The following is a 21,983-nucleotide window of genomic DNA, read 5'->3' as shown; positions in this document are numbered from 1 at the left end:
ATTTATTAGTTCAGCCAATTAATTAAGTCAGCTTGAGTCTCAAAGTCTAGTAATGCTTCTCCTAAGTCTTCTAATTTTTCTACTGAGAGTTTTTGGATAGTTTCAGTGATATGCGGGGGCAGTTCACCAAAACGTCGGTTAAGTAAGCGTAGCACTAACTTGGATGCTTCTTGTTGAATCCCTTCGATTCTACCTTTTTGAATCGCTGCTTCTCTATCTTGTTCGTATAAAGGGGCTAAACGCATAATAAATTTTCTCTCCTCCTGGGTTCTTTTGGGTAAGGCTTGCAAGTTTCTACTCAAATTGTATAATAATTTTAAGGCAGCTGATTTGAAGGGATGACTAGAAGACAAGGCCTCTAATTCATCAATCGCTCTGCTTCTGTTTCCTCCTCTGCCTAATAATCTTAACCAAAGGGTTTCAGGGGTTTCAGGTAATTGATGCAGGACAATAAGGGATGTGGTTAATGCTGGAGGTAAAAAATAAATTCCTTTTCCCCAATCTGGATGATTGAGAGCGGAAAAAGCAGTTATAATCCTCTGACTGGCCGTAGGAGTTAGTATCCATAGTCTAGGGATATTTTCTGCTAATAAGGGTTGTTGATGACGGTGAGCTTCTCTTTGTAATTGTTCCCGCACAGTAAACAGTTTAGATAAACAGGCAATAATGCCATCAATCGTGACCGGATTGCGATAGGGTTCCAATAAACAAGGGGTTTGAGCTAATTTGCCCAATAAGCCTAATTCGGGCGGTATTTTGGAGGAAGTAGGTCGAAAATACACATCAATTTCTTGAGTTTCTGCCGTCACATCAAGGCTGGTTTTCACGTCACCGGAAGAAGCAAGAAAAGTTTCGAGGTAATCTTTACTAAATTTGTCCCAAAGAAAGCGAGTCAAGGCTTAAGTGATTCAATCGATGATGATGGTTATTTTATCATCTTCAAAGCCTGATTAGGAAAATTGGCAGCATTGCAGCTTTAGTTACAGATTTTTCCTAGTTTTTGCGCTAGAACTGAAAGGTTAATCAGCAAAAAACGCGCTCGACGAATGAAACCGCAAATCATCGTCTGTGGATTAGGTCGCACGGGTTATAAAATCTTTTGTTTACTCAAACAACAATCTGCGGCAGTAGTGGCGATTAGCGATCGCCAAATGATCTGTGAATACCAGTCTGATATTATCATCGGCGATCCCTGCTCTCCTAAAACTCTCCTGCAAGCTGGCCTTCCAGATGCAGAAACCCTAGTTTTGGCCATCGATAACGACGCACTCAATCTGGAAATTCTCACCCGCGCCAGGATAATTAACCCGAAAATTCGGATAGTTAACCGACTATTTAACGAAACTTTAGGAGAAAGACTCGATCAAACCCTCCCTGCTCACGTTAGCATGAGCGTTGCTTCCCTAGCGGCTCCGATCTTTTCCTTTGCTGCCCTTGGTAATAAAGCTATCGGTCAATTACAGCTATTCGATCGCCTTTGGCCAATTCAAGAGATAATTATCGAGGAAAATCATCCTTGGTGGGGATTACCCCTCTACGAACTTTGGGACGATCCGGCCCGGATGTTAATCTATTATCTCCCCGCTCACGACGAAATTGATCTGGTTTCCGCAGTTCTTTTAGGCAAAAAACTCGCAACTGGCGATCATCTGATTATCGGCAATAAACCGACAATTAAGGCAAAACAGCGTTTTAAACTGCAAAAGTGGCTGAGAAATCTGCTCAATCTCCGTCCCTATCAGCACTATGTCCAACCGGTAATTCTTGTCACCCTTTCTCTCCTGGGGATGATTTCCCTTGCTACCATTACCTATCTCAGCGTTAATCAAAAAATTTCCCTCGTCGATTCCCTCTATTTCTCTGTCGGGATGATTACCGGCGCCGGAGGTAACGAAAAAGTGGCCGAATCTACCCCCGATAGTATCAAAATTTTTACCGTGGTCATGATGATTGTCGGTGCGGGGGTTATCGGTATCTGTTATGCTCTCCTTAACGATTTTATTCTCGGTAGTCGCTTTAAACAGTTTTGGGATGCTACCCGCATTCCCGTCCGCAATCATCACATTATCTGTGGTTTAGGAGGTATCGGCACCCGGATCGTGCGACAATTGCACGAGCAAGGCTGTGAAGTGGTGGTGATTGAATCGGACCCCAATAATAGATTTTTGCATTCCGTGCGCTCCTGGGGAATCCCCGTCATCATCGAGGATGCGCGTCTAGTGGCTACCCTAGAAACCGCTAATATTAACAACGCCGAATCTTTGATCGTGGTTACTTACGAGGATATGATTAATGTGGAGATTGCCCTCACTGCTAAAGCGATCGCTCCTAAAATTAATCTAGTTTTACGCTGCTCTCAGGAACAATTCGGGCGATCGATTCAAGAGGTTTTTGATTTTGATACGGTATTATGTCCCCGGGATCTGGCTACCTATTCCTTCGCTGCGGCCGCTTTGGGCGGTAGAATTCTCGGTAATGGCATGACCGATGATCTCCTCTGGGTTGCTTTAGCCACATTAATCACACCTAATCATCCTTTTATGGGGCAAATTGTCAAGGAAGCGGCGATGAATGCCGATTTTGTGCCACTTTACTTAGAAAAACAAGGTCAAACTATCCACGGTTGGCAATTACTAGAAATCACTCTCGATCAAGGTGATATTCTTTATCTAACTATGCCGGCTATGCGTTTACAACAGGTTTGGCAAAATACTTCCCTAACTATTCCCCAATCTTTCCCCGATTTAAAATGATTTCTGGTCTTAATTATCTGAGCAAAGCTAGTTATCGCTGTATCTTGAGTTTAGGCAGTGCCGGCAGTATTTTAAGTCTCGCTAGTGCCAGCAGCATTTTAAGTCTGGTTAGTATCGGCAGTATGCTCAGTATTGGCAGTGTCGGCAGTATTCTCAGTATTGGCAGTGTCGGCAGTATTCTCAGTGTCGGCAGTGTCGGCAGTATATTTGGCATTTTTCAATATCATTCTCTGCCTAACTATCCTGAGTAGTTCTAATGAACTACTTCTCACCGCTTCTTTGTCGATGGCGGTTTTTTGAGTTTAAACTGTGGGGCGATCGCTTTTTATGCAAACAAAATAGAAAGGTTATTAATCGGATGAGGCTGCCGCAAAACTAACACGACGATAAATTTCTAGCAAGGGAAGTTCAACGTTTAAACTCTCCAGAGGGATTATTTGACTAAGTTGATCGTAGGTTTGTAGTTGCCAGCGATCGCTCTGTGCGAGTCTGAAATATTGCTCAATGTAGGGTTCAGTTTGACTAACGAGCAGGTATTCACAAAAACTTGGCAGGGAACGATATTTTCTAAATTTATCACCTCGATCATAGGCTTCCGTGGCGGGGGAAAGCACCTCTACAATAAATAAAGGATTAAGAATTTCGTCTTTGCGATCGCCGTTAAATTCTGGTTCATGGTTAACAACCATGAGATCGGTATAGGTTCCACAATGATATTCAGGAATCCACAACCGCAGATCGCTGTTATACAGACGAAAATCCCTATCTCTCAATAAAAATCCCAAAAAAACCGAGATATTGATCGCAATTGCGCTGTGGGTTGCGGTTCCTCCAGGCATAAGAATCATTTCTCCATGGCAATATTCATAACGTTCCTGAGAAGTTTCAGCGATCGCCCGATATGCTTCCAAAGTGACAGGGGTTTTGGTGACTGTCGCAATAGTTGGTTTTTCTTGAGCGATAATCATCTTTGTCTTTCTCCGATATTCTATTAATTAATTTTATGGTTATTTTTTAGGGATTGTGGGGAAGCGATCGCTTTTTATCAAAATAGAATTAGAACGGCGATCGCAGTTTTTCTGAGGTGAGAGAGAAAAATTTTTTAAGAGCGAACTATCGTTAATTTGATTGTATGTACTATAATTGAGTCGTTAAATTTAACCAAAATACTATACTGTCCTCATCGAGGTTATTGTTTATGAAATCAGAGTATGATCTCGCTAATATGAAAAGTCGTCCTAATCCTTTTGCTCAACAACTCAAGCGGCAGGTCACTTTACCTTTAAGGATTGATGTCATTGATTTCTTTGAAAAAAAAGCAAAAGAAAAAGGAATTTCTTATCAGGAATTAATTGATTTATATCTTCAGGATTGTGTGACAAACGACCGAGAACTCACTTTTTAGCGATCGCTTTTTATGAAAACAAAATAGAAAAAGCGATCGCATTGTGAGCATCAGTTAATAAAACAATAAAGTTCGGGGTCAGGTATTCAGGTTTGCTAATTGTTCCTGAATATTAGCTTGAGTAGAGAGTTTTTCGGATTTTTCCCATAGAGCGTTAAAGATACTTTTATCTGTCTCGACAACTCTTGTTTGATAGGAAATATAACCTGATTCTGTTTGACCATTCATAGTTCTTCTCGCTGTAAAAGAATTTCTGGGAACAGATAAGTTTTCGCTAATCAATAGGTTGGTATCATCCCAACGATAGCCTTCAATATCTTTGGCTTTTTCCTGACAAATACAAGCAACTTCTATGCCAGAGTTAAGTTGTTCCTGAATCACCTGTAAATGCTTTGGAGTCGGAACTTCAGGAAGAATAAAGACTCGTTGAATAGAAATCTTCCTTTCGATTAGTTCTTCGTTAACTTCCCAGAATTTTTGACCGGGAGGATTATCCCACCAGATAGAATCTGTCATGGAGTGAACAGCCAAGATTCGAGATTGACTTTGAGGATCAATGTGTTTGAGTAGTTGACCAACCTTTTCTAAACGGGATTCGCCGCTAATTTCAATGTTAATTTCAGGCATAATTGTGTTAGTCAAAATTGTGCCATCAAGGAGGGTTAGATTATTTTCATCTAATTTAACATCGGTCAAGTTAGCTCCCGTTAAATTAGCTTTGCTCAAATTGGCATGACTTAAATCGGCTCCTGTTAAATCAGCATTAGTTAAATTAACCCTCGAAAGATTAGCCTGACTGAAGTTACATCCCATCAATTTTGCATCGGAAAGATTGGCCTCACCATCCATTAAATTGACTTGGCTGAAATTCAGTCCCCGAAAATCTCGTTCGCCAATTTTGTGCAAATATGTCAATTCTCTCGTGCTATGAATATCGGGGTGATATTCCTTGGGTGCATAAACGGCAATCATCGCTTTGACGTAGGCGAAAAAATAAGCCTTGAGAATATTTTCATGGGTGTGGATGGTAATAACTTCTTTACCATCATACTCAACCACCGCCTTGACAGTTGTGGCTCCTTGTTGACCCGGTGTCAAGTTGGCTAAATAGATAGATTTAAGGGTATGTTTAACCTCAACTAAATGAGCTAGAGCCTCATTAAAAGCAGTACAAAGTGCATCTACTGAACCTTTTTTAAAGGCTGATTCAGTGTAACGCTCTTGGGTTTTTGTATTACATAGGATAACTGTCGCAGAAGTTAAATTGTTATTGGCACAGAGAATTTCAAAGTTCTCAATTTTCCAGCCTTGAAAAAGCAAAAGATTATCTTCAAAGAATAAGTTGTGTTGAGGCTCGTTTTCTAAAAGCTGATTGAGTTTTACTTGTTCATGTTCCATTGCCGCTTTACCGAGATTTTTGAGAGTTCTTTCGATAGATGCCGGCGAGGTATCTTTCCCTAAAAACTGTAAGAATAGGGAAGGGGAACCCACAAAAGGATATCCACTGGCAATGAATTCTCGATCTCTGATGGTGATAATACCTGCTAGGCTATACTTTCTGGCAATCTCAACTTGAATTGCCGTTTTTAAATTAACGTTGGGATATTTTTCTAGGTCAATTTCTTTCAAGTTAACTTGACCGACGTTAATCTTACTCAGAAGTTCAATGATCGAACGATTGGCATCTTCTCTAGATTTCAGATTTTTGATATTATGCCAAATTTTGATTAATCCCATTTCGCCGATGTAAGGATTAATTTTTTCCTCTAAAACAAGTCCCATAACCCTAGCAGCTTCCCTGTTAAGAGTCGTCTGATTTCGTAATAAAAACTCTTCAATTAGATCAGCGTCAATTAAGACTTTTGGAGCTTGAGAATTGTTATCTTTTGATTGGAATACCTCTAAGTTATCCAGAAAAAAATCAATACCTATTGGAGTCAAAACTTTTTGGGTAGCCGCTTTATGCAGACTAAGCTGGGTCTCGTACTGCACAAAATCATCAGATTCGTTTTCGAGATTATTTCTCAAATCCCAAAGTTTTTTAATAAGTTGAGGCTCAGGATATTCTCCCAATTTCCTTATGATTTCAGCACGGATATCGCTATCCTGTTCCTTTTCTAGTTGAGCTAACAAACCATTAATAATGTCAGCACGGGGACTGACCGATGTTGGTATCTCGCACAATAACTCTGTGTTTTCCATTTTTAAATCAATCTCCTTGATTGGTGGTTTTCTGATCAACAAGAATTGGGTCTAAAGCAGAAGGCCAGCAATTCTCATTTTGAAACGATTTTGCGTTGTTTCAGCGATCTAGAGATTCGTTAAGAATTATTAACCCCTCTAGATGCAAGGGTTTTAATGTCATGAAAACTTAAAATGAGAATTGCTGGCAGAAGGCTGCTCCAATTGAGAATTTTCAGCGTAGCGTGTTGGCAAAACTCTCACTAATTCATCGTCATTAATGTCAACACAATAGCCCTTTTTAAAGAGAACTCTTCTTAAAGAAGTAATTCCCACCCGCTCATCTAACTCAAGGTAATCCTTAAGATGGGATCCTAGATTTTTGTTGAAATCTGCGTTTAGATTTTTTTGGCTATGATTGAACATTTCAGCCAAGTCATCGGCGGAATAAAGTCCTGTAGCCGCCCGATAAAATATCTCCTTATATTTATCAGATAAGGGTTCGATTTCTTTCAATAAAGCTTCTAGTTTGGGTATATCCAAACCACAGTTTCTTGCCTGCTTTTGGGCATCGCATAGTGATGGGGGAGTGGTTCGTTCCATAGTACTCTCCTTGGGTTAGATGCGACCCTCGTTGGGTTGGAGGGACTTTCAATCGATCTTAAGGTAGTCAACATAGCTGTATTTGTAGTCACCGATACTCTTTCAAAGTGTATTGCAATAATAACCGTAAAGTTATATTGCTTCTGAGATAGTTCCATAAAACCAAAAGAGAAATCAACCAACAATTATTGCCCAAATCCTCCCTTATATCGCCAATTCCCGACAGGGGACTCTATCCTCCAGCATCATCGTAGCCATCTCATAGGTAAAAATCTCTAAGTATCCCCCTTCAGGAGCCTCAAAGCAAAAACCTTCGCCCACCTTAACGACTTGCTCCCGCCATTTTACTATCAAGTCAAAGTTATTTTTGAGAATAGCCATTTTTCCCGTGTCGTTTACATATACACAGTTGATTATTGCTTGATTAACAGTTGCATTCGACATACCATTCCCCTCCGTTTCAGCAATATGGGATGAACGTTATGTATGTACGATAATTCAAAATTCTGGAATTGAAAACCAATAATTATTGCAAATTTAAACCAACAATTATTGCAAATTTAAACCAACAATTATTGAATATTTAAACTAATAATTATTGCAAAGTCAAACTAATAATTGTTACAAATTTAAAGCCTAAAAAAGTATCAAAATTACAACTTTTATTGGGTGACATAGAATAGCTTGCTGGATATAAAATAGGTGTATCACTATTTTAAGAACGTTATGCTACCTAATGACAAAGTTAATCCCAAAAAGACGCTTGCTTTACTCTTGATTCTAGCTGGAGTGTCTGTACCGTTATATGCAGGACGGTTGCCAGAAGCAATTCATCCGATGACTATTGCGAATCTATATGTTCATGTAGGATTAAAGTTAATGCACAGCGAAAAAAAAGGAGACTAAATAATGGTTAACATAGACAAGGGGCTTAAGTCCCTTGTTATCAATAGGTGACAGTTTAAATCTCAAATAGAATTGCTATATGTATGGTAGGCAATGCCCACCATCTGTTATTATGAGGGGTAGATCGGGTCTTCCTAAAAACTAATCAGGGATTCAAAATACGTTCGCGGTGGTAGGGTTGCTTAAAAATGTTAGAATCCATGCAAAAAACACAATCTCCTTTAGCTTTGGCCCCTGCGTTGGCAGCTGCTATTAAACGAGGCGAAGAAGCGAAGAAGCGGTTCCTATCTAAGCAAGGCGGAACCTTAACCAGCGCTGAGGTTTGTAGTGTTTTAGCCTGTAGTTCTTTGGAATTAGAAACTATGAGGCTCAATCATCAGATCTTAGGTTTATCTGTCAACGAGGAATTAGTTTATCCCGCTTGGCAATTTATTGATGGCAAAGTTTTGTCAGGTTTAGACCAAGTGTTAGCCGTCCTAAAAGAAGATGGTGCTTGGACACAAATGCTCTTTCTGCTCACGGGTGATATTCGTTTAGAGGGAGCAACCCCGCTAGAAAAACTCCAAAAGGGAGAAATCGAGCCAGTGGTTTTGGCCGCTAAATGCTACGGGAGTCATATGTAGTCTCAAAAATAGACTTAGCCATGAAAGCACTTAGCCACAAAACGGAAGATTTGAGTATCGCCGATGTCTCATCCGATTACCCCGATCAATGGGTGGTCGTAGAGATCACTGGTCGCGACAAATATGGCTGGCATACTTGACAACTTCCTTAAACTGTGTTACAATGTGTGGTAGAAAAAAAAAGCTGGTCGAGTGTTGCCGCACTGCCCAGCCTGAATTAGGTAAACGTTCTTGGCTGTACCTATCGCTTCCTGTCTTGATTATCTCCACCGTGCTTAGCCATGAAAACACTTAGCCACAAAACAGAAGATTTGAGTATAGCCGATGTCTCATCCTATTACCCCGATCAATGGGTGGTCGTAGAGATCACTGGTCGCGACAAATATGGCTGGCCAGAGAAAGGTAAGGTTATTGGGTATTCAGACGATAAAAGTAAGCTGATACAAGAGACTAAACATTTGAAGGGAGACTTATATTTGTTTTATACAGGTCTTGTTGACGGAAGTAAAGTTGCTTAAAGTTGATAATGAGTCTTGGCTATCAACGCTACAGCTTTTATCCTTACCCCATCATCCTTAATCTACATGGCCGTCATTGTCGTTGAACATACATTTGAGGGAGACCACAATCTTGAGAGATTGTCTATGTGGGTGATTCCAGTCACTGTTGAGTTTAACGACAACCGAAGAACGGTTAATGTCCTACTCGATACGGGGTCACAGATGACTGTCTTTCATCCAGATTTATTAGACTTTCTAGATTTACCGACATCTCAATCATCTGTTCGGGGAAGTGGTGCAACGGGTAGTTCTCGGTATAGGACTGCTAGGCTTGATAGACTGGAAATAGGTTCTATTTTGTTTAGTGAAACAGAAGTTTTTTTTGGCTCTCTTCCGGGAGTATTCTCACAATACTATATTGATGGGATTTTAGGAGGGGACATTCTCAAAGAATTAAAGGTAATCATTGATTATCCTCAAAAAACTCTTAAACTAGAAAAGCTATTTATTTCGCTTTAACGTGGGTTCCTCTATTATTCATCAAGATTTAGGAAAGATTAAATGTCTGATAATCTCCAGCCAACTCAAAAACTAAAAATTGTTTCCTTAGAACCTAAAATCGTTTTTGTACAACGAGATGATCTGAGTCGAAATACTGAAAAATCTGGCGAAAGTGAAGATGAGTCCGTGATTTTAGCTCCACTCTTCATCGATCCTGAGCAGGCAATTGATGACTTAAGCCAGTTGATTGATAAAGTTCATGATGAGTTTAATAATGCTTGCAAAAAACGGAATCTCGAATGGGAGGCTGAATTAGAGTTAGGAATGGAGTTTGGAGTCAAATTTACAGCAAAACTTAAAATATCACCGAAAAAAGAATGAACGGCGATAGCAGACAAAAGATAAGAGATAACTATCCTATTCATAAAACCTAAGATTATGTCGAATTTATCCGAGGTTTTAGATATTTTGACCCGATAGCGGCTCGATAACTTACTTTTGCAGGAGATCACTGATCCTCTTGCCCTATTTTGGTAAAATCAACTATAATGGGGAGAAGTTAAGTAGCTGGTTATAATTAAATTAAAAATGGATTTTAGGTTCGATCCCCCCTGCCCCCCTTAATAAGGGGGGTGCCGATAGGCGATCCCCCCTTAATCCCCCCTTAATAAGGGGGGCATCTGACAACTTTTAACACCTACCTACTTAATCTTTGCCAAGCTTGAGCAGAGTTAAACTAATCCCTCAGTGAGCAAGCAATTGAATCCTATGCTTAAAATTGCCCTTTTTGGAACCAGTGCCGATCCTCCTACTGCCGGTCATCAAGCCATACTAAAATGGTTATCGGAACAGTACGATATCGTTGCGGTTTGGGCTGCCGATAATCCCTTTAAAAATCATCAAACCAGTCTCGAACATCGTCTGAGGATGTTAAATTTGCTCATCCGGGATATTCAACCCCCAAGGGATAATATACAACTGCGACGAGAATTAAGCGATCGACGTAGCTTAATTAGTGTGGAAAAAGCGCAAGCAATTTGGGGAGAACAGGAGGAATATACCCTAGTCATTGGTTCTGATTTAGCTGGACAAATTAGGCACTGGTATCGTAGCCAAGAATTACTAGAAAAAGTCAAAATTCTTGTGATTCCCCGTCCCGGATATCCTATTAATCAAGATGATATTGAACAACTGCAAACATTAGGGGGTGATTGTCTGATTGCCGATGTCTTTGCTCCGGCTGTATCCTCAACAGATTATCGAGAAAAAGGCGATAAACAGGCTGTTCCCGCACCGATTAAAGATTATATCGAAGGTCAAAAACTTTACGCATGAAATCGCCAAATACCCTAGCTAATAAATCTCTAGCTGATTTTAAAGTGGGAGTTGATAACGTGATCTTTTCCGTTGATACCCAATTAAATCGGCTGCTGGTGCTTCTGATTAAACGACGGGAAGAACCCTTTAGTAATTACTGGAGTTTACCCGGAACTTTAGTTAGAAATGGGGAATCACTGGAAACGGCAGCCTATCGAATTTTAGCCGAGAAAATTAGCGTCAATAATCTCTATCTGGAACAGTTATATACTTTTGGCAGTCCAGAGGGAGATTCCCCGGCAGCGGCCGAGAGTTTTGGGAAACGTTATCTATCGGTGAGTTACTTCGCTTTAGTGCGGTTTGAAGAAGCAAAGTTAATCACTGAACGGGATTATAATATCACTTGGTATATGATTGATAAAGTGCCAGATTTAGCCTTTAATCACGGTCAAATTTTGGAATATGGCTGGCAAAGATTACGCAATAAAGTAGAGTATAGTCCCGTCGCTTTTGAGGTTTTACCAGAATTATTTACTTTAAATGATCTTTATCAATTTTATGAGACAATTTTAGGTAAAAATTTTAGTGATTATTCTAACTTCAGAAATCGGCTATTGAAATTAGGATTTCTCAAGGATATGGGTTTAAAAGTCTCTCGTGGTGCCGGTCGTCCTGCTAGTTTATATCGCTTTGATGAAAAAGCTTTTGGTCCCTTTAAAGAGCAACCCTTAGTTTTTGTTTAAATAGGAAAAAATATGAGAATTGCTATCGCTCAATTAAATCCCATTGTTGGAGATATCGAAGGAAATGCCCAAAGAATTTTAGAGGCTGCTCAAACAGCATTTAATCAGGGAGCAGAATTACTTTTAACCCCAGAATTATCCCTCTGTGGTTATCCTCCCAGAGACTTGTTATTAAATCTGGGTTTTGTGGAGAAAATGTCTCGACAATTGCAATTATTGTCCCAACAATTACCAGAAAAGTTAGCCGTCTTAGTCGGTTTTGTCGAAAAAAATCCCTCGGCAACGGTCAGAGGAGAAAAGCCGTTATTTAATAGCATAGCTTTGTTGAAAAGTCAAGAAATTAAACAAATTTTTACTAAACGTTTATTGCCTACCTACGATGTTTTTGATGAGGATCGTTACTTTGCTTCTGGGAAAGAAAGTCAATATTTTCAACTAACAGAAAATAATTTTAAAATTGGTGTAACTATCTGTGAAGATGTTTGGAATGATGAACAATTTTGGGGTCAGCGTCAATACGCGGTTAATCCCATCGCCGATTTAGCTAATTTAGGAGTGGATTTAATCGTTAATCTTTCCGCTTCTCCCTACAGTGTCGGTAAGCAAAAATTGCGAGAATCTTTATTATCCCATAGTGCCACTAGATATAATTTACCTATAGTTTATGTCAATCAAGTGGGAGGTAATGATGATTTAATTTTTGATGGTGATAGCGTTGCTTTTAACCGACAAGGAGAAGTGATTTATCGCGCCCAAGCATTTACTTCTAGCCTAGAATTAATCGAGTTTAATCAGGATTTGTTACCCGCAGTTATTCATCCTTTACCCGTCGATGAAGATGAGGAAATTTATCGAGCTTTAGTCTTAGGAGTGCGAGATTATGTGCAGAAATGCGGTTTTAAACGGGTAATTTTCGGCTTGAGTGGTGGCATTGATTCCAGTTTAGTTGCCGCTATTGCCACTGACGCATTAGGTAAAGAAAATGTTCTCGCTGTGATGATGCCTTCTCCCTATAGTTCCGACCATTCCATTAGCGATGCAGTGGCTTTAGTTAATAATTTAGGTATCAAAAGTGAGAAGTTAGCAATTCAAGAAATTATGACCGCTTATGATCAACTTTTAGAGCGGCTTTTCGCTGGGACTGATTTCGGTATTGCTGAAGAAAATCTTCAGTCACGCATTCGCGGTAATTTATTGATGGCTCTCTCTAATAAATTCGGTCATTTACTATTATCCACTGGCAATAAATCAGAAATGGCGGTGGGATATTGCACCCTTTACGGTGATATGAATGGTGGTTTAGCAGTGATTGCTGATGTGCCGAAAACGAGGGTTTATTCCCTCTGTCGCTGGTTAAATCGGCACGGGGAAATTATTCCCCTGAATGTGATTAATAAAGCTCCTAGTGCTGAATTAAAACCCAATCAGAAGGATCAAGATTCTTTACCTCCCTACGAGATTTTAGATGCTATTTTAGCACTATTAATCGATCGCCATCAATCCGCCGAACAAATTATCGCCGCCGGCTTTGAGGCTGAAATTGTGCAGAAAGTGATTAAATTAGTTAAAAATGCCGAATTTAAGCGCAAACAAGCCCCCCCGGGTCTAAAAATTAGCGATCGCGCTTTTGGCACTGGTTGGCGAATGCCTATCGCTAGTCGCTGGGGTTAGGGGGTTTTTCAGTTATCAGTTATCAGTTATCAGTTATCAGTTATCAGTTATCAGTTATCAGTTATTAGTTATTAGTTATTAGTTAAGTATCTAAGCAAAATTAATTACACATTTCGATAAAGCTTTTGCCTTTTGCCTCCTGCCTTTTGCCTATCCTAACCAATAAATTAATTTTGCACAACTACTTATAAGATGTGAGTTATCAGTTATCATTGATTAGTGATTGGTCACTGATTACTGATTACTGATTACTGATCACTGTTTACTGATTACTGTTCACTGAAAGGGGTATTCGTGAGAGAGGAAGGGTAAAGAGATTAATTCTCCTGTTGCCTCGCCGATTTGTACTTTTAAACCCTCTCCTCCCGCTTTTGTTTTCACATAACCCAAGCCAAAATCCTCCAGCACACTGGTGAGTAAACCGACTTTTTGCGCTTCTAAAATAATCGGGGTATTGCTGGGGACGGGTTGGCTGAGTTTTATGCCCCAAAGTCTTTGTTTTACGCCTTTATAGGTGTTGAGACGGGCGATAGTTTCTTGACCAATATAACAACCTTTATCAAAGACGATCGCTCGCCATAAACCGGCCTCTAAAGGGTTATAATCTTCGGTTAATTCTCGATCGACTGCCGGTCGGCCTTGATGGATTCTCAGGTATTCCCACACCTGCTCATCGGCGGGAGTAACGCCATTTTTAATTAAATTTTCCCAGAGGGGACCGGCTTCGGCGGCGGCAACGATTAAAGTATATCCGGGTAGGTCTAAGCCGGTGCCGACGGCCACTCTCAGGGCGGGTTGAGAAAGGAGATAATGACTATGCTCCACCCCCGTTAAAATCTGCTCTGGAATGGCGATTTTTTGCAGGTATTGCCCGCTTTCACTACCGATTAGGGTGACAATGCCAAAATTATCGGTTAAGTCGCTAATTTCCACCTTATCGAAGGGGAAAATATAGCGATCGATCAATTCCAGTAAAAATTGACGACGTTGGGGAGAAACGAGGATGAGGAGGGAATCATCGCCAGCGTAAACTGTGACAAAATCGAGGGTACGACCGGTAGAGTTAAGGAAAATTGTCTCACAACCCTGACCCGGTTTCAGGCGATCGATCGCGTTACTGGTTTGATTGTGGAGAAAACGCAGTCGGTCCTGGCCTTTTAATTCTAATAAACCCCAATCGGAGCGATCGATTAAAATTGTTTGGGATGCTAAACTTTGGGGATCATTACTGTAATTTTTCAGAAAATTAGCGGCATACTCTGCCTTGATCGTTTCTAAATCTGCTTTCATTGGGGTAAATTAGCGAATAATTGCTTAATAATGCGCTCGGTTTTCGTTTCCAAACTCTGCCAATCTAGTTCACCGGTGGGATCGAGGAGACTGGTATCGATGGTGACGCTCTCTCCTTCATCGGTGGGATAATCGAGAAAACAGACTTGAAAACAAAGTTCCCAAATATTTACAGTAACGGAGCGATCGAGATAAGTCAAACAGAGCAGATAACTGGGATAGGGATCTTGAATTTCTGTATAAGTTCCTTTCCAGAGGGAATTTTCTAACTGTTTACGCAGATTATCCAGCACCCGAATAAATGCCGGCTGCATTAACAATTGTGCCTGTTCCCAAGCGGTAATATCTTTAAATTTTGGATTCATCTTATCAGTTATCAGTGATCAGTGATCAGTTATCAGATTTGAGTATTAAGTGGGGGGATCCCCCCTGCCCCCCTTGATAAGGGGGGATCTGACAATTTTTAACACCCACCTACTTATTAAGTGAGCAATATTAAATAGACAAAGACATACATTTCAGCCATAGAACTATTTTGTTTAACTCTTGGAGATGTCTAATGGCATTAACAGTGCTGTCTTTTCACTGTTTACTGTTTACTGTTTACTGATCACTGGTTACTGTTTACTGATAACTGATCACTGATTTAGGCTGTTACTAGGGTTGCTTCCTTGGCTGCCATCATTTTCATCAGGTCTAACATCCGGCAGGAGTAACCCCACTCGTTATCGTACCAAGAGACGACCTTAAAGAAATTGGCATTAAGTTGAATGCCAGCTTTAGCATCAAAGATACTGGAATGGGGGTCGGTGATAAAGTCACTCGATACCACTTCCTCATCGGTATAACCGAGGATACCTTTCATCGGTCCTTCGCTGGCGGCTTTCATAGCGGCGCAGATTTCCTCGTAACTGGTGGCTTTTGCGGTTTTAAAGGTTAAATCCACCGCCGAAACGTTGGGAGTTGGCACACGGAAGGCCATACCGGTTAATTTGCCTTTTAGGGAAGGAATAACTAGGGTTACTGCTTTGGCTGCTCCCGTGGAGGAGGGGATAATATTTTGACCAGCGCCGCGACCACCGCGCCAATCTTTTTTCGATGGACCATCCACGGTGGGTTGAGTGGCGGTCATCGAGTGTACCGTGGTCATTAATCCTTCCGCTAGTCCGAAGTTATCGTTAATAACTTTGGTGATCGGGGCTAAACAATTGGTGGTACAACTAGCGTTAGAGACGATCAGATCCTTAGCGGGATCGTATTCATTATCGTTAACGCCTAGTACAATAGTACGAATCTTGTCGGGATCTTTGGTGGGTGCGGAGATAACCACCCGTTTGGCCCCAGCTTCTAGGTGTTTTCCTGCTCCTTCGGCGGTGGTAAATAAACCGGTGGACTCGACCACATAATCGGCCCCGGTTGCACCCCAGGGCAGTTGGGCGGGGTCTTTAATCGAGTAACAGGGGATAAACTTACCATCCACGACGATGCCATCTTCTTTCGCTTCTACCGTACCCTGAAAACGTCCGTGGGTGGAGTCGTATTTGAGCAGATAGGCAATATTATCGGGGGGGACGAGATCATTTATACCAACAAACTCGAAATCAGGATTTTGGATACCGGCCCTAAAAACGAGGCGACCGATACGACCAAATCCGTTGATAGCGACTCTTACTTTTGTCATGAAAAAAACTCCTTTGCAGCTGCGATAAGCTTAGGCACGATCAAGAAAAAATAATTTGAGAATTGATTAGCCTGTAGAGAATCACTATATATGCTAATCAGCTTTTGTTGATCGCTAGATGAAGTATAGAAAGATTTTAAGTTTCAGTGCTTCCAAGATAAAAAATCATCAATTTGCTACCCTAGTCGTCCTCGCCACCGGCATCGAGAAAACCTAATTAGGCCTTGGCCGACCAACGAGAATGTGATTATATAGCCTTTTGGGAAAAGCCGACATTAAAAAATCATTAAAAGCTTTCTGAGAATGATTGATACCTAAGTTAAGAACATATTAATATGCCTTTAAAAGCCATTTAAAAACCCCGCCCGACTGACATAAATTCCCCAAGTCAGATTGGCAAAATATAGCTTATTTTAATAGTTTTTTGCGCCCCAAAAGGTTAGACTCTTGATTACAGTTTGAAAACTGACCGAGGGTTAACCCTCTCGATAATCTGGAGAAATTGTCTATCAACTCTCTTAATCTCATCCTTCATAGATATTGGAGAAATATTCATGGTATTCACACCAGAAAGACCCTTAACAGAACAAAATCCCCTTTCTCAAGACGAACTCTATAAAACCCATGCCTATTGGCGCGCTTGTAACTATTTAGCTGTAGGTATGATTTATCTGCGCGATAATCCCCTCCTCAAAGAACATCTTAAACCCGAACACGTTAAGTATCGCTTACTTGGTCACTGGGGAGCGAGTCCGGCCTTAAGTTTTACCTACGTTCACCTCAACCGTTTAATCAAAAAATACGACCTCGATATGATTTTTATGGCCGGTCCGGGCCATGGGGCGCCGGGGGTACTCGGTCCGGTTTATCTAGAAGGAACCTATTCGGAAATTTACCCCGATAAAAGTGAAGACGAGGAAGGATTACAAAAATTCTTTAAACAATTTTCTTTTCCCGGTCACATCGGCAGTCACGTCACCCCCGAAACCCCCGGTTCTATCCATGAGGGCGGCGAACTGGGTTATAGTGTTTCCCATGCCTACGGTTCTGTTTTTGACAATCCCGACCTCATTACGGCCGTGGTGGTGGGTGATGGGGAAGCTGAAACCGGTCCCCTTGCTACCGCATGGCACTCGAATAAATTCCTTAACCCGATTCGCGATGGTGCGGTACTGCCAATTTTAAACTTAAACGGTTATAAAATCGCTAATCCCACCATTCTCTCCCGTATTTCGACCCACGAGTTAGAAAGTCTCTTTGTCGGTTACGGTTACACTCCCTACATCGTCGAATGTAAGGAAGATGAAGACCTCATGCACTGCCATCAAAAAATGGCCGCTACCCTAGAACACTGTATCAATCAGATTCGCTTCTATCAACAGGAAGCTCGCAGCACGGGTATTGCTAAACGTTACCCCTGGCCGATGATTATCCTCCGGTCTCCCAAGGGTTGGACGGGTCCGAAAAACGTTGATGGTCATAAAGTAGAAGGATTCTGGCGCGCTCACCAAGTACCCATGGGGGCCATGCAGGAAAACCCCGAACACTTGAGAAAATTAGAGGAGTGGATGAAAAGCTATAACCCGGAGGAATTATTTGACTATACCACGGGTAAATTTAAGCCAGAATTTAAAGAACTCGCTCCTAGGGGTCATCGTCGCATGAGTGCTAACCCGCACGCTAACGGCGGATTGCTGCGTAAAGACCTAAAAATGCCCGATTTTCGTCAATATGCCGTAGATGTCACCCACCCGGGCCAAGTGGAAGCGGAAAACACGGGAGTGATGGGGGTATTTTTGCGGGATGTAATGCGAAATAATATGACTAATTTTCGCGTTTTTGGTCCCGATGAAACTGCTTCTAATCGTTTAGCGGCTCTCTATGAAGTGACTAAAAAAGCTTGGTTAGCCGATACCTATCCGGAGGATTTAGATGGTAGCCAATTATCTCCCGATGGTCGGGTGATGGAGATACTGAGTGAACATACTTTAGTCGGTTGGTTAGAGGGTTATTTATTATCCGGTCGTCACGGTTTATTTCACTCCTACGAGGCTTTTGCTCACGTTATCGATTCCATGTTCAACCAACACGCTAAATGGCTCGATATCTGCAAAAATCATGTACCTTGGCGCGCTTCTGTTTCCTCTTGGAATCTGTTGTTATCCTCGGTGGTTTGGCGGCAGGATCACAATGGTTTTAGTCACCAAGACCCCGGTTTTATCGATTTAGTAACCAATAAAAGTGCCGACGTGGTGCGGGTTTATCTTCCCCCCGATGGTAACTGTTTATTAAGTGTGGCTAATCACTGTCTCAAGAGCAAGGATTACACTAATATTATCGTTGCTGATAAACAGAAACACCTGCAATACTTGACCATTGAAGAAGCAATTAAACACTGCACTAAAGGTATCGGTATTTGGGATTGGGCAAGTAACGATGATGACGGAATCAATCCCGATGAACCGGATGTAATTATGGCTTGCTGTGGGGATATTATCACTAAGGAATCCCTGGCAGCAACGGCAATTCTGCGGGAAGAATTCCCTTACTTAAAAGTTCGCTTTATCAACGTGGTTGATCTGTTTAAATTACAGTCGGAAAGTGAACACCCCCACGGTTTATCAGAACGGGATTTTGATAGTTTATTTACCACTGATAAGCCAATTATCTTTAATTTTCACGGTTATCCTTGGCTGATTCATAAACTTACCTACCGTCGCAGCAATCAAGAACGTATTCATGTGCGCGGTTACAAAGAAGAGGGGAATATTAATACTCCCCTAGAATTAGCGATTCGTAACCAAGTTGATCGTTTTCATCTAGTAATTGATGTCATTGATCGCGTGCCGAAATTAGGTTCTGCTGCCGGTCATGTGAAAGAACGGATGAAAAATGCTATTATCGATAATCTCGATTATGCTTTTACCAATGGCATCGATAAGGACGAGATTACTAACTGGAAATGGCCCTATTAATTAGGCTAGAAAGTGGTTTAGGTGATGATAATTTATTAGTTTATTGATAAATTTCATCTTCCTATTCCACCTAAAAAATATTCTTGATTTTCTACAGGGTGAGAGCATCTCAAAAGGTGTTGACAATTGACCAATTTTGTGATCCGCATGGGCATTTCAGGTGATACCAGTCAATCAGAATAGTTACGAAATCTTAACAATTGAGATGGCAAATTCTCCTCAAATTTGGATCATTTCATAATCAAAAGTTCATTACCAGAGTGAAAAAATTAGGCAAAATGGTGATAGTCACTTTACCTGTTTTTAAGGGAGGCTAATTTATCGACGATGACTGGGTGAAAATTAATCATTAAATCAATTTATAACAAGCAATCGAGGGTTTTACTATCGCGTTAATGTACCTTAAAAAGGTAGCTATCACTTTATTTTAGCTTTTGGAAATAAAATTAAGATAAAGCGTACTAGAATAGATAATTTCTTCGTTTGAAAAAAACCATTCAATCATCTATTTTAATAAATGTTCTATTTCTTCATCTGTAAAACCAAATTGTCTAAAAATTCGTAAAACATAAGCAGGGGACATTTCTTTTGCACCTATATCGATAGGAACGATTCGACGTTGATTATACAATACTCTACAATATAAACGATGATCACCTTTTCCTTCTCGATAAAATTGACAGCCTCCTTTTTCAAGAATTTTGATTAGTGCTTTGGGTTTAAGAGAAGGAATATTTTTAGGCATAAACTTTTCTGAGTTCGTAAGTTTCGGGAGTTTCAGAATCTCCCACAGTTAAAAATTCATGAAGTTCGTCTATAGGAATAGGACTGGTATATATATTGGCTTGATCATGATAAATCTCCCAAAAAGATTCAATCGCTTCTTTTAGTTTCTCAATAGCTTTTTCCTGAGTTTCTCCTTGTCCAACTAATCCATTTTCAAGACATAATGAAACCCAATAATTTGCACTTTTTCTCAGAATAACGGTATAAAAGTTCATGGTGATTGTTCTGTTGAAATTTTCATCGGGGATTAGAATTTACTCCAGTTTAATTTTAACACAAAACCAACCCAACAAACTGCCTTACCTCAATCTTTTAAATTAACGTCTTTGGATCATTTTATCAATAGACAATAAATAAAGTGCATTATACTTTGTTAATGCACCCGATCAGAAAAGCGATCGCTGAGGATAATATATGATTATGCAATTACTAAAACGGACTCGGTAGAATTATCGCTAAATCTCTTAATAGCTTGTTTATGTTTTAAAATAAGACTGATTAGATGATGAGTGGTACAATTTCCAATCCTCAACCAGATGAACTTTGGAGGTTGGCCATACAACAAACTCCGTTGATAAAAATCAGCATCTTTCGAGACAATTATCAATCCATTGATACGCGCATATTCCCAAATCCTTTGATCGGGAAACCCTTTTAGGCTACAATCTCTAACATGAGCGCTATCGGGAAAATGTGATACCAGTAACAGAGGTAGTTTAGGTGATAAATTTTCGTCAAATAGCAGTTTCATAGGGAATAACCATTAAACGACGATCCCGCTCGGCGGCAAATGCAAAACAGGCTTGTATATCTTCTAAGGTAAGATCGGGGAAATCATCTAATATTTCTTCAATAGTCATCCCTCCTCCTAGATAATCAAAAATATCTGCTACTGCAATACGAGTATTGACAATGCAAGGTTTGCCACTGCGAATGTCTGGGTTAATCACAATCCGATCTCGATATTTAGCTGCAAAAGACATAGTAATAATTGTTGTTGACTAATGATTATTATAGCTTAATGTTAACTGTACTTTAAGCTTGATAAATCTTAAAACCAAAGCCCTCGACTTTTAGGTTTCAAAAATTCTATTATCAATAAGGTGCATTACACTACCTTAATCCACTCTAAAAGAGCAGAGATCGCACTGATGTGGCCTTACTGGGGAAAAAATGGTACGATAATAACAATTTATTAATATTATTGGCAAGTAATTATGTCATCTTTAGTTATCTCACAACATATTGAAATCACTCCTGGTATCTGTGGTGGAAAACCTCGTATTGCTGGACATCGAATTAAAGTTCAAGATATTGTAATTTGGCATGAAAGAATGGGAATGTCACCAGATGAAATTATTTATCATCATCCTACTATCACCCTAGCAGATGTTTATGCGGCCTTGGCCTATTACCATGACAATCGAGAAGAAATTAGACGACAACTTGAAGCAGGAGAAACTTTTGCTAAACAACTACAAGGCAACAAACCATCTTTAATTGAGAAAATATTAAATTGACGAGCTAAAATCGTTATGAAAAAACTTAGAGTTTATATCGATACATCAGTCATTTGAGGCTGTTTAGATGATGAATTTTCCTTAGAGTCCAATCAATTGATGGAAGCCATTAAGCAAGAAAAGTTTATTTTGTTAATGAGTGATATCATTCTTAGCGAATTAATTAATGCCCCCCAAGCGGTTAAAGATATTTTATTATCGATTCCGCAGAGAGTTATTGAAGTAGTTAAGATATAGTCATTTCAGATAAGTCTGATACACTCTAGACCAGTTAAACCCTTATGAACTCTGGCATTGATATTCTCAATCTTAATTGAAATGACTATAACACCTGAAGTTTTACAGTTAAGGGATGCTTATATCAATGAAGGAGTTGTTACATCAAAGTCTATTAATGATGCTACTCATGCGCCAATTCAAAAATGAAACGCATCAACCTCAAGAGTTGACAAAGAAAGGCTCATCAGGTACTGTCTGATCATTAACAAAAACAAATCAGACCCAAAAATGAGCCACCAACATCTTAAC

The 21,983-nt window shown here is 40.2% G+C and carries 25 protein-coding genes; 13 read left to right on the top strand and 12 right to left on the bottom strand.

Annotation, left to right across the window (positions count from 1 at the left end; all coding sequences use genetic code 11):
• Positions 1 to 5: 5 nt before the first annotated feature.
• Positions 6 to 896 (bottom strand): DUF4351 domain-containing protein, encoded by an 891-nt coding sequence (locus EWV68_RS01615; RefSeq protein WP_061431935.1) that lies wholly within the window; start codon positions 894 to 896, stop codon positions 6 to 8.
• Positions 897 to 1,046: 150 nt separating this feature from the next.
• Between EWV68_RS01615 and EWV68_RS01610 the strand changes: the two genes are divergently transcribed.
• Together EWV68_RS01610 and EWV68_RS01605 are read left to right on the top strand one after the other, a co-directional pair.
• The gene (locus EWV68_RS01610) at positions 1,047 to 2,753 is read left to right on the top strand and encodes a potassium channel family protein (RefSeq protein WP_287168595.1); all 1,707 of its coding nucleotides are present in this window, start codon (positions 1,047 to 1,049) and stop codon (positions 2,751 to 2,753) included.
• On the top strand, positions 2,750 to 3,004 hold the full coding sequence (locus EWV68_RS01605; RefSeq protein ID WP_002750132.1) for a hypothetical protein: 255 nt from the start codon (positions 2,750 to 2,752) through the stop codon (positions 3,002 to 3,004). The genes EWV68_RS01610 and EWV68_RS01605 overlap by 4 nt, the downstream gene beginning before the upstream one ends.
• A gap of 99 nt (positions 3,005 to 3,103) precedes the next feature.
• Here EWV68_RS01605 and EWV68_RS01600 read toward each other — a convergent pair whose 3' ends face one another.
• On the bottom strand, positions 3,104 to 3,721 hold the full coding sequence (locus EWV68_RS01600) for a Uma2 family endonuclease (protein ID WP_061431933.1): 618 nt from the start codon (positions 3,719 to 3,721) through the stop codon (positions 3,104 to 3,106).
• Between the two features lie 230 nt (positions 3,722 to 3,951).
• Between EWV68_RS01600 and EWV68_RS01595 the strand changes: the two genes are divergently transcribed.
• Positions 3,952 to 4,158 carry a UPF0223 family protein gene (locus EWV68_RS01595; RefSeq protein ID WP_002750139.1) on the top strand — a complete coding sequence of 69 codons (207 nt, stop codon included), beginning with the start codon at positions 3,952 to 3,954 and terminating at the stop codon, positions 4,156 to 4,158.
• Between the two features lie 78 nt (positions 4,159 to 4,236).
• Here EWV68_RS01595 and EWV68_RS01590 read toward each other — a convergent pair whose 3' ends face one another.
• From EWV68_RS01590 to EWV68_RS01580, 3 genes are all read right to left on the bottom strand, one after another.
• Positions 4,237 to 6,360 carry a pentapeptide repeat-containing protein gene (locus EWV68_RS01590; protein WP_287168593.1) on the bottom strand — a complete coding sequence of 708 codons (2,124 nt, stop codon included), beginning with the start codon at positions 6,358 to 6,360 and terminating at the stop codon, positions 4,237 to 4,239.
• 159 nt (positions 6,361 to 6,519) lie between these two features.
• Entirely contained in the window at positions 6,520 to 6,942 is a 423-nt protein-coding gene (locus EWV68_RS01585; RefSeq protein WP_287168592.1) for a hypothetical protein, read from the bottom strand.
• 204 nt (positions 6,943 to 7,146) lie between these two features.
• Positions 7,147 to 7,386: a DUF1830 domain-containing protein gene (locus EWV68_RS01580; protein ID WP_149979180.1), complete on the bottom strand. Its 240-nt coding sequence runs from the start codon at positions 7,384 to 7,386 to the stop codon at positions 7,147 to 7,149.
• 650 nt (positions 7,387 to 8,036) lie between these two features.
• On the opposite strand from EWV68_RS01580, the gene EWV68_RS01575 reads away from it, so the two are divergent.
• The 7 genes from EWV68_RS01575 (at position 8,037) to EWV68_RS01545 (ending at position 13,203) form a co-directional block, all read left to right on the top strand.
• A complete protein-coding gene (locus EWV68_RS01575; protein ID WP_287168591.1) occupies positions 8,037 to 8,471 on the top strand; it encodes a hypothetical protein in 435 nt (144 codons plus the stop codon).
• Between the two features lie 281 nt (positions 8,472 to 8,752).
• Entirely contained in the window at positions 8,753 to 8,989 is a 237-nt protein-coding gene (locus tag EWV68_RS01570; RefSeq protein WP_043998271.1) for a hypothetical protein, read from the top strand.
• A gap of 66 nt (positions 8,990 to 9,055) precedes the next feature.
• Positions 9,056 to 9,490 carry a retropepsin-like aspartic protease gene (locus EWV68_RS01565; RefSeq protein WP_287168590.1) on the top strand — a complete coding sequence of 145 codons (435 nt, stop codon included), beginning with the start codon at positions 9,056 to 9,058 and terminating at the stop codon, positions 9,488 to 9,490.
• Between the two features lie 42 nt (positions 9,491 to 9,532).
• Positions 9,533 to 9,853, top strand: a complete 321-nt coding sequence (locus EWV68_RS01560; protein WP_002793132.1) for a hypothetical protein — start codon at positions 9,533 to 9,535, stop codon at positions 9,851 to 9,853.
• 387 nt (positions 9,854 to 10,240) lie between these two features.
• Positions 10,241 to 10,807 carry a nicotinate-nucleotide adenylyltransferase gene (locus tag EWV68_RS01555; RefSeq protein WP_002743664.1) on the top strand — a complete coding sequence of 189 codons (567 nt, stop codon included), beginning with the start codon at positions 10,241 to 10,243 and terminating at the stop codon, positions 10,805 to 10,807.
• A complete protein-coding gene (locus EWV68_RS01550) occupies positions 10,804 to 11,532 on the top strand; it encodes an NUDIX hydrolase (protein WP_287168588.1) in 729 nt (242 codons plus the stop codon). The genes EWV68_RS01555 and EWV68_RS01550 overlap by 4 nt, the downstream gene beginning before the upstream one ends.
• 12 nt (positions 11,533 to 11,544) lie before the next feature.
• Positions 11,545 to 13,203: an NAD+ synthase gene (locus tag EWV68_RS01545; protein WP_287168587.1), complete on the top strand. Its 1,659-nt coding sequence runs from the start codon at positions 11,545 to 11,547 to the stop codon at positions 13,201 to 13,203.
• A 276-nt stretch (positions 13,204 to 13,479) separates the two neighbouring features.
• Here EWV68_RS01545 and ygfZ read toward each other — a convergent pair whose 3' ends face one another.
• The 3 genes from ygfZ to gap form a co-directional block, all read right to left on the bottom strand.
• Positions 13,480 to 14,493, bottom strand: a complete 1,014-nt coding sequence (ygfZ, locus tag EWV68_RS01540) for a CAF17-like 4Fe-4S cluster assembly/insertion protein YgfZ (protein WP_287168585.1) — start codon at positions 14,491 to 14,493, stop codon at positions 13,480 to 13,482.
• On the bottom strand, positions 14,490 to 14,858 hold the full coding sequence (locus EWV68_RS01535) for a hypothetical protein (RefSeq protein WP_002743680.1): 369 nt from the start codon (positions 14,856 to 14,858) through the stop codon (positions 14,490 to 14,492). The genes ygfZ and EWV68_RS01535 overlap by 4 nt, the downstream gene beginning before the upstream one ends.
• A gap of 281 nt (positions 14,859 to 15,139) precedes the next feature.
• Positions 15,140 to 16,174: a type I glyceraldehyde-3-phosphate dehydrogenase gene (gap, locus tag EWV68_RS01530; RefSeq protein WP_004161594.1), complete on the bottom strand. Its 1,035-nt coding sequence runs from the start codon at positions 16,172 to 16,174 to the stop codon at positions 15,140 to 15,142.
• A gap of 554 nt (positions 16,175 to 16,728) precedes the next feature.
• Between gap and EWV68_RS01525 the strand changes: the two genes are divergently transcribed.
• Positions 16,729 to 19,149, top strand: a complete 2,421-nt coding sequence (locus EWV68_RS01525; RefSeq protein ID WP_061431924.1) for a phosphoketolase family protein — start codon at positions 16,729 to 16,731, stop codon at positions 19,147 to 19,149.
• Between the two features lie 505 nt (positions 19,150 to 19,654).
• On the opposite strand, the gene EWV68_RS01520 is transcribed toward EWV68_RS01525, so the two are convergent.
• The 4 genes from EWV68_RS01520 to EWV68_RS01505 form a co-directional block, all read right to left on the bottom strand.
• On the bottom strand, positions 19,655 to 19,894 hold the full coding sequence (locus EWV68_RS01520) for a type II toxin-antitoxin system HicA family toxin (RefSeq protein WP_002798208.1): 240 nt from the start codon (positions 19,892 to 19,894) through the stop codon (positions 19,655 to 19,657).
• Positions 19,887 to 20,150, bottom strand: coding sequence for a type II toxin-antitoxin system HicB family antitoxin (locus EWV68_RS01515; RefSeq protein ID WP_002776938.1), 264 nt, complete (start codon positions 20,148 to 20,150; stop codon positions 19,887 to 19,889). Before EWV68_RS01515 ends, EWV68_RS01520 begins: the two co-directional genes overlap by 8 nt.
• 203 nt (positions 20,151 to 20,353) lie before the next feature.
• On the bottom strand, positions 20,354 to 20,686 hold the full coding sequence (locus EWV68_RS01510) for a DUF5615 family PIN-like protein (RefSeq protein WP_287168583.1): 333 nt from the start codon (positions 20,684 to 20,686) through the stop codon (positions 20,354 to 20,356).
• Positions 20,670 to 20,918 (bottom strand): DUF433 domain-containing protein, encoded by a 249-nt coding sequence (locus tag EWV68_RS01505; RefSeq protein ID WP_002735373.1) that lies wholly within the window; start codon positions 20,916 to 20,918, stop codon positions 20,670 to 20,672. Before EWV68_RS01505 ends, EWV68_RS01510 begins: the two co-directional genes overlap by 17 nt.
• 234 nt (positions 20,919 to 21,152) lie before the next feature.
• Between EWV68_RS01505 and EWV68_RS01500 the strand changes: the two genes are divergently transcribed.
• Together EWV68_RS01500 and EWV68_RS01495 are read left to right on the top strand one after the other, a co-directional pair.
• A complete protein-coding gene (locus EWV68_RS01500; protein WP_159251993.1) occupies positions 21,153 to 21,455 on the top strand; it encodes a DUF433 domain-containing protein in 303 nt (100 codons plus the stop codon).
• A 99-nt stretch (positions 21,456 to 21,554) separates the two neighbouring features.
• A complete protein-coding gene (locus tag EWV68_RS01495; RefSeq protein ID WP_287168582.1) occupies positions 21,555 to 21,692 on the top strand; it encodes a hypothetical protein in 138 nt (45 codons plus the stop codon).
• Positions 21,693 to 21,983 lie beyond the last annotated feature (291 nt).

The sequence above is a fragment of the Microcystis sp. M_QC_C_20170808_M9Col genome, assembly GCF_007095495.1.
GTDB lineage: Bacteria > Cyanobacteriota > Cyanobacteriia > Cyanobacteriales > Microcystaceae > Microcystis > Microcystis aeruginosa.
The sequence above is the reverse complement of the archived record's forward strand: the minus strand, read 5'-3'. Positions and strand labels throughout refer to the sequence as shown.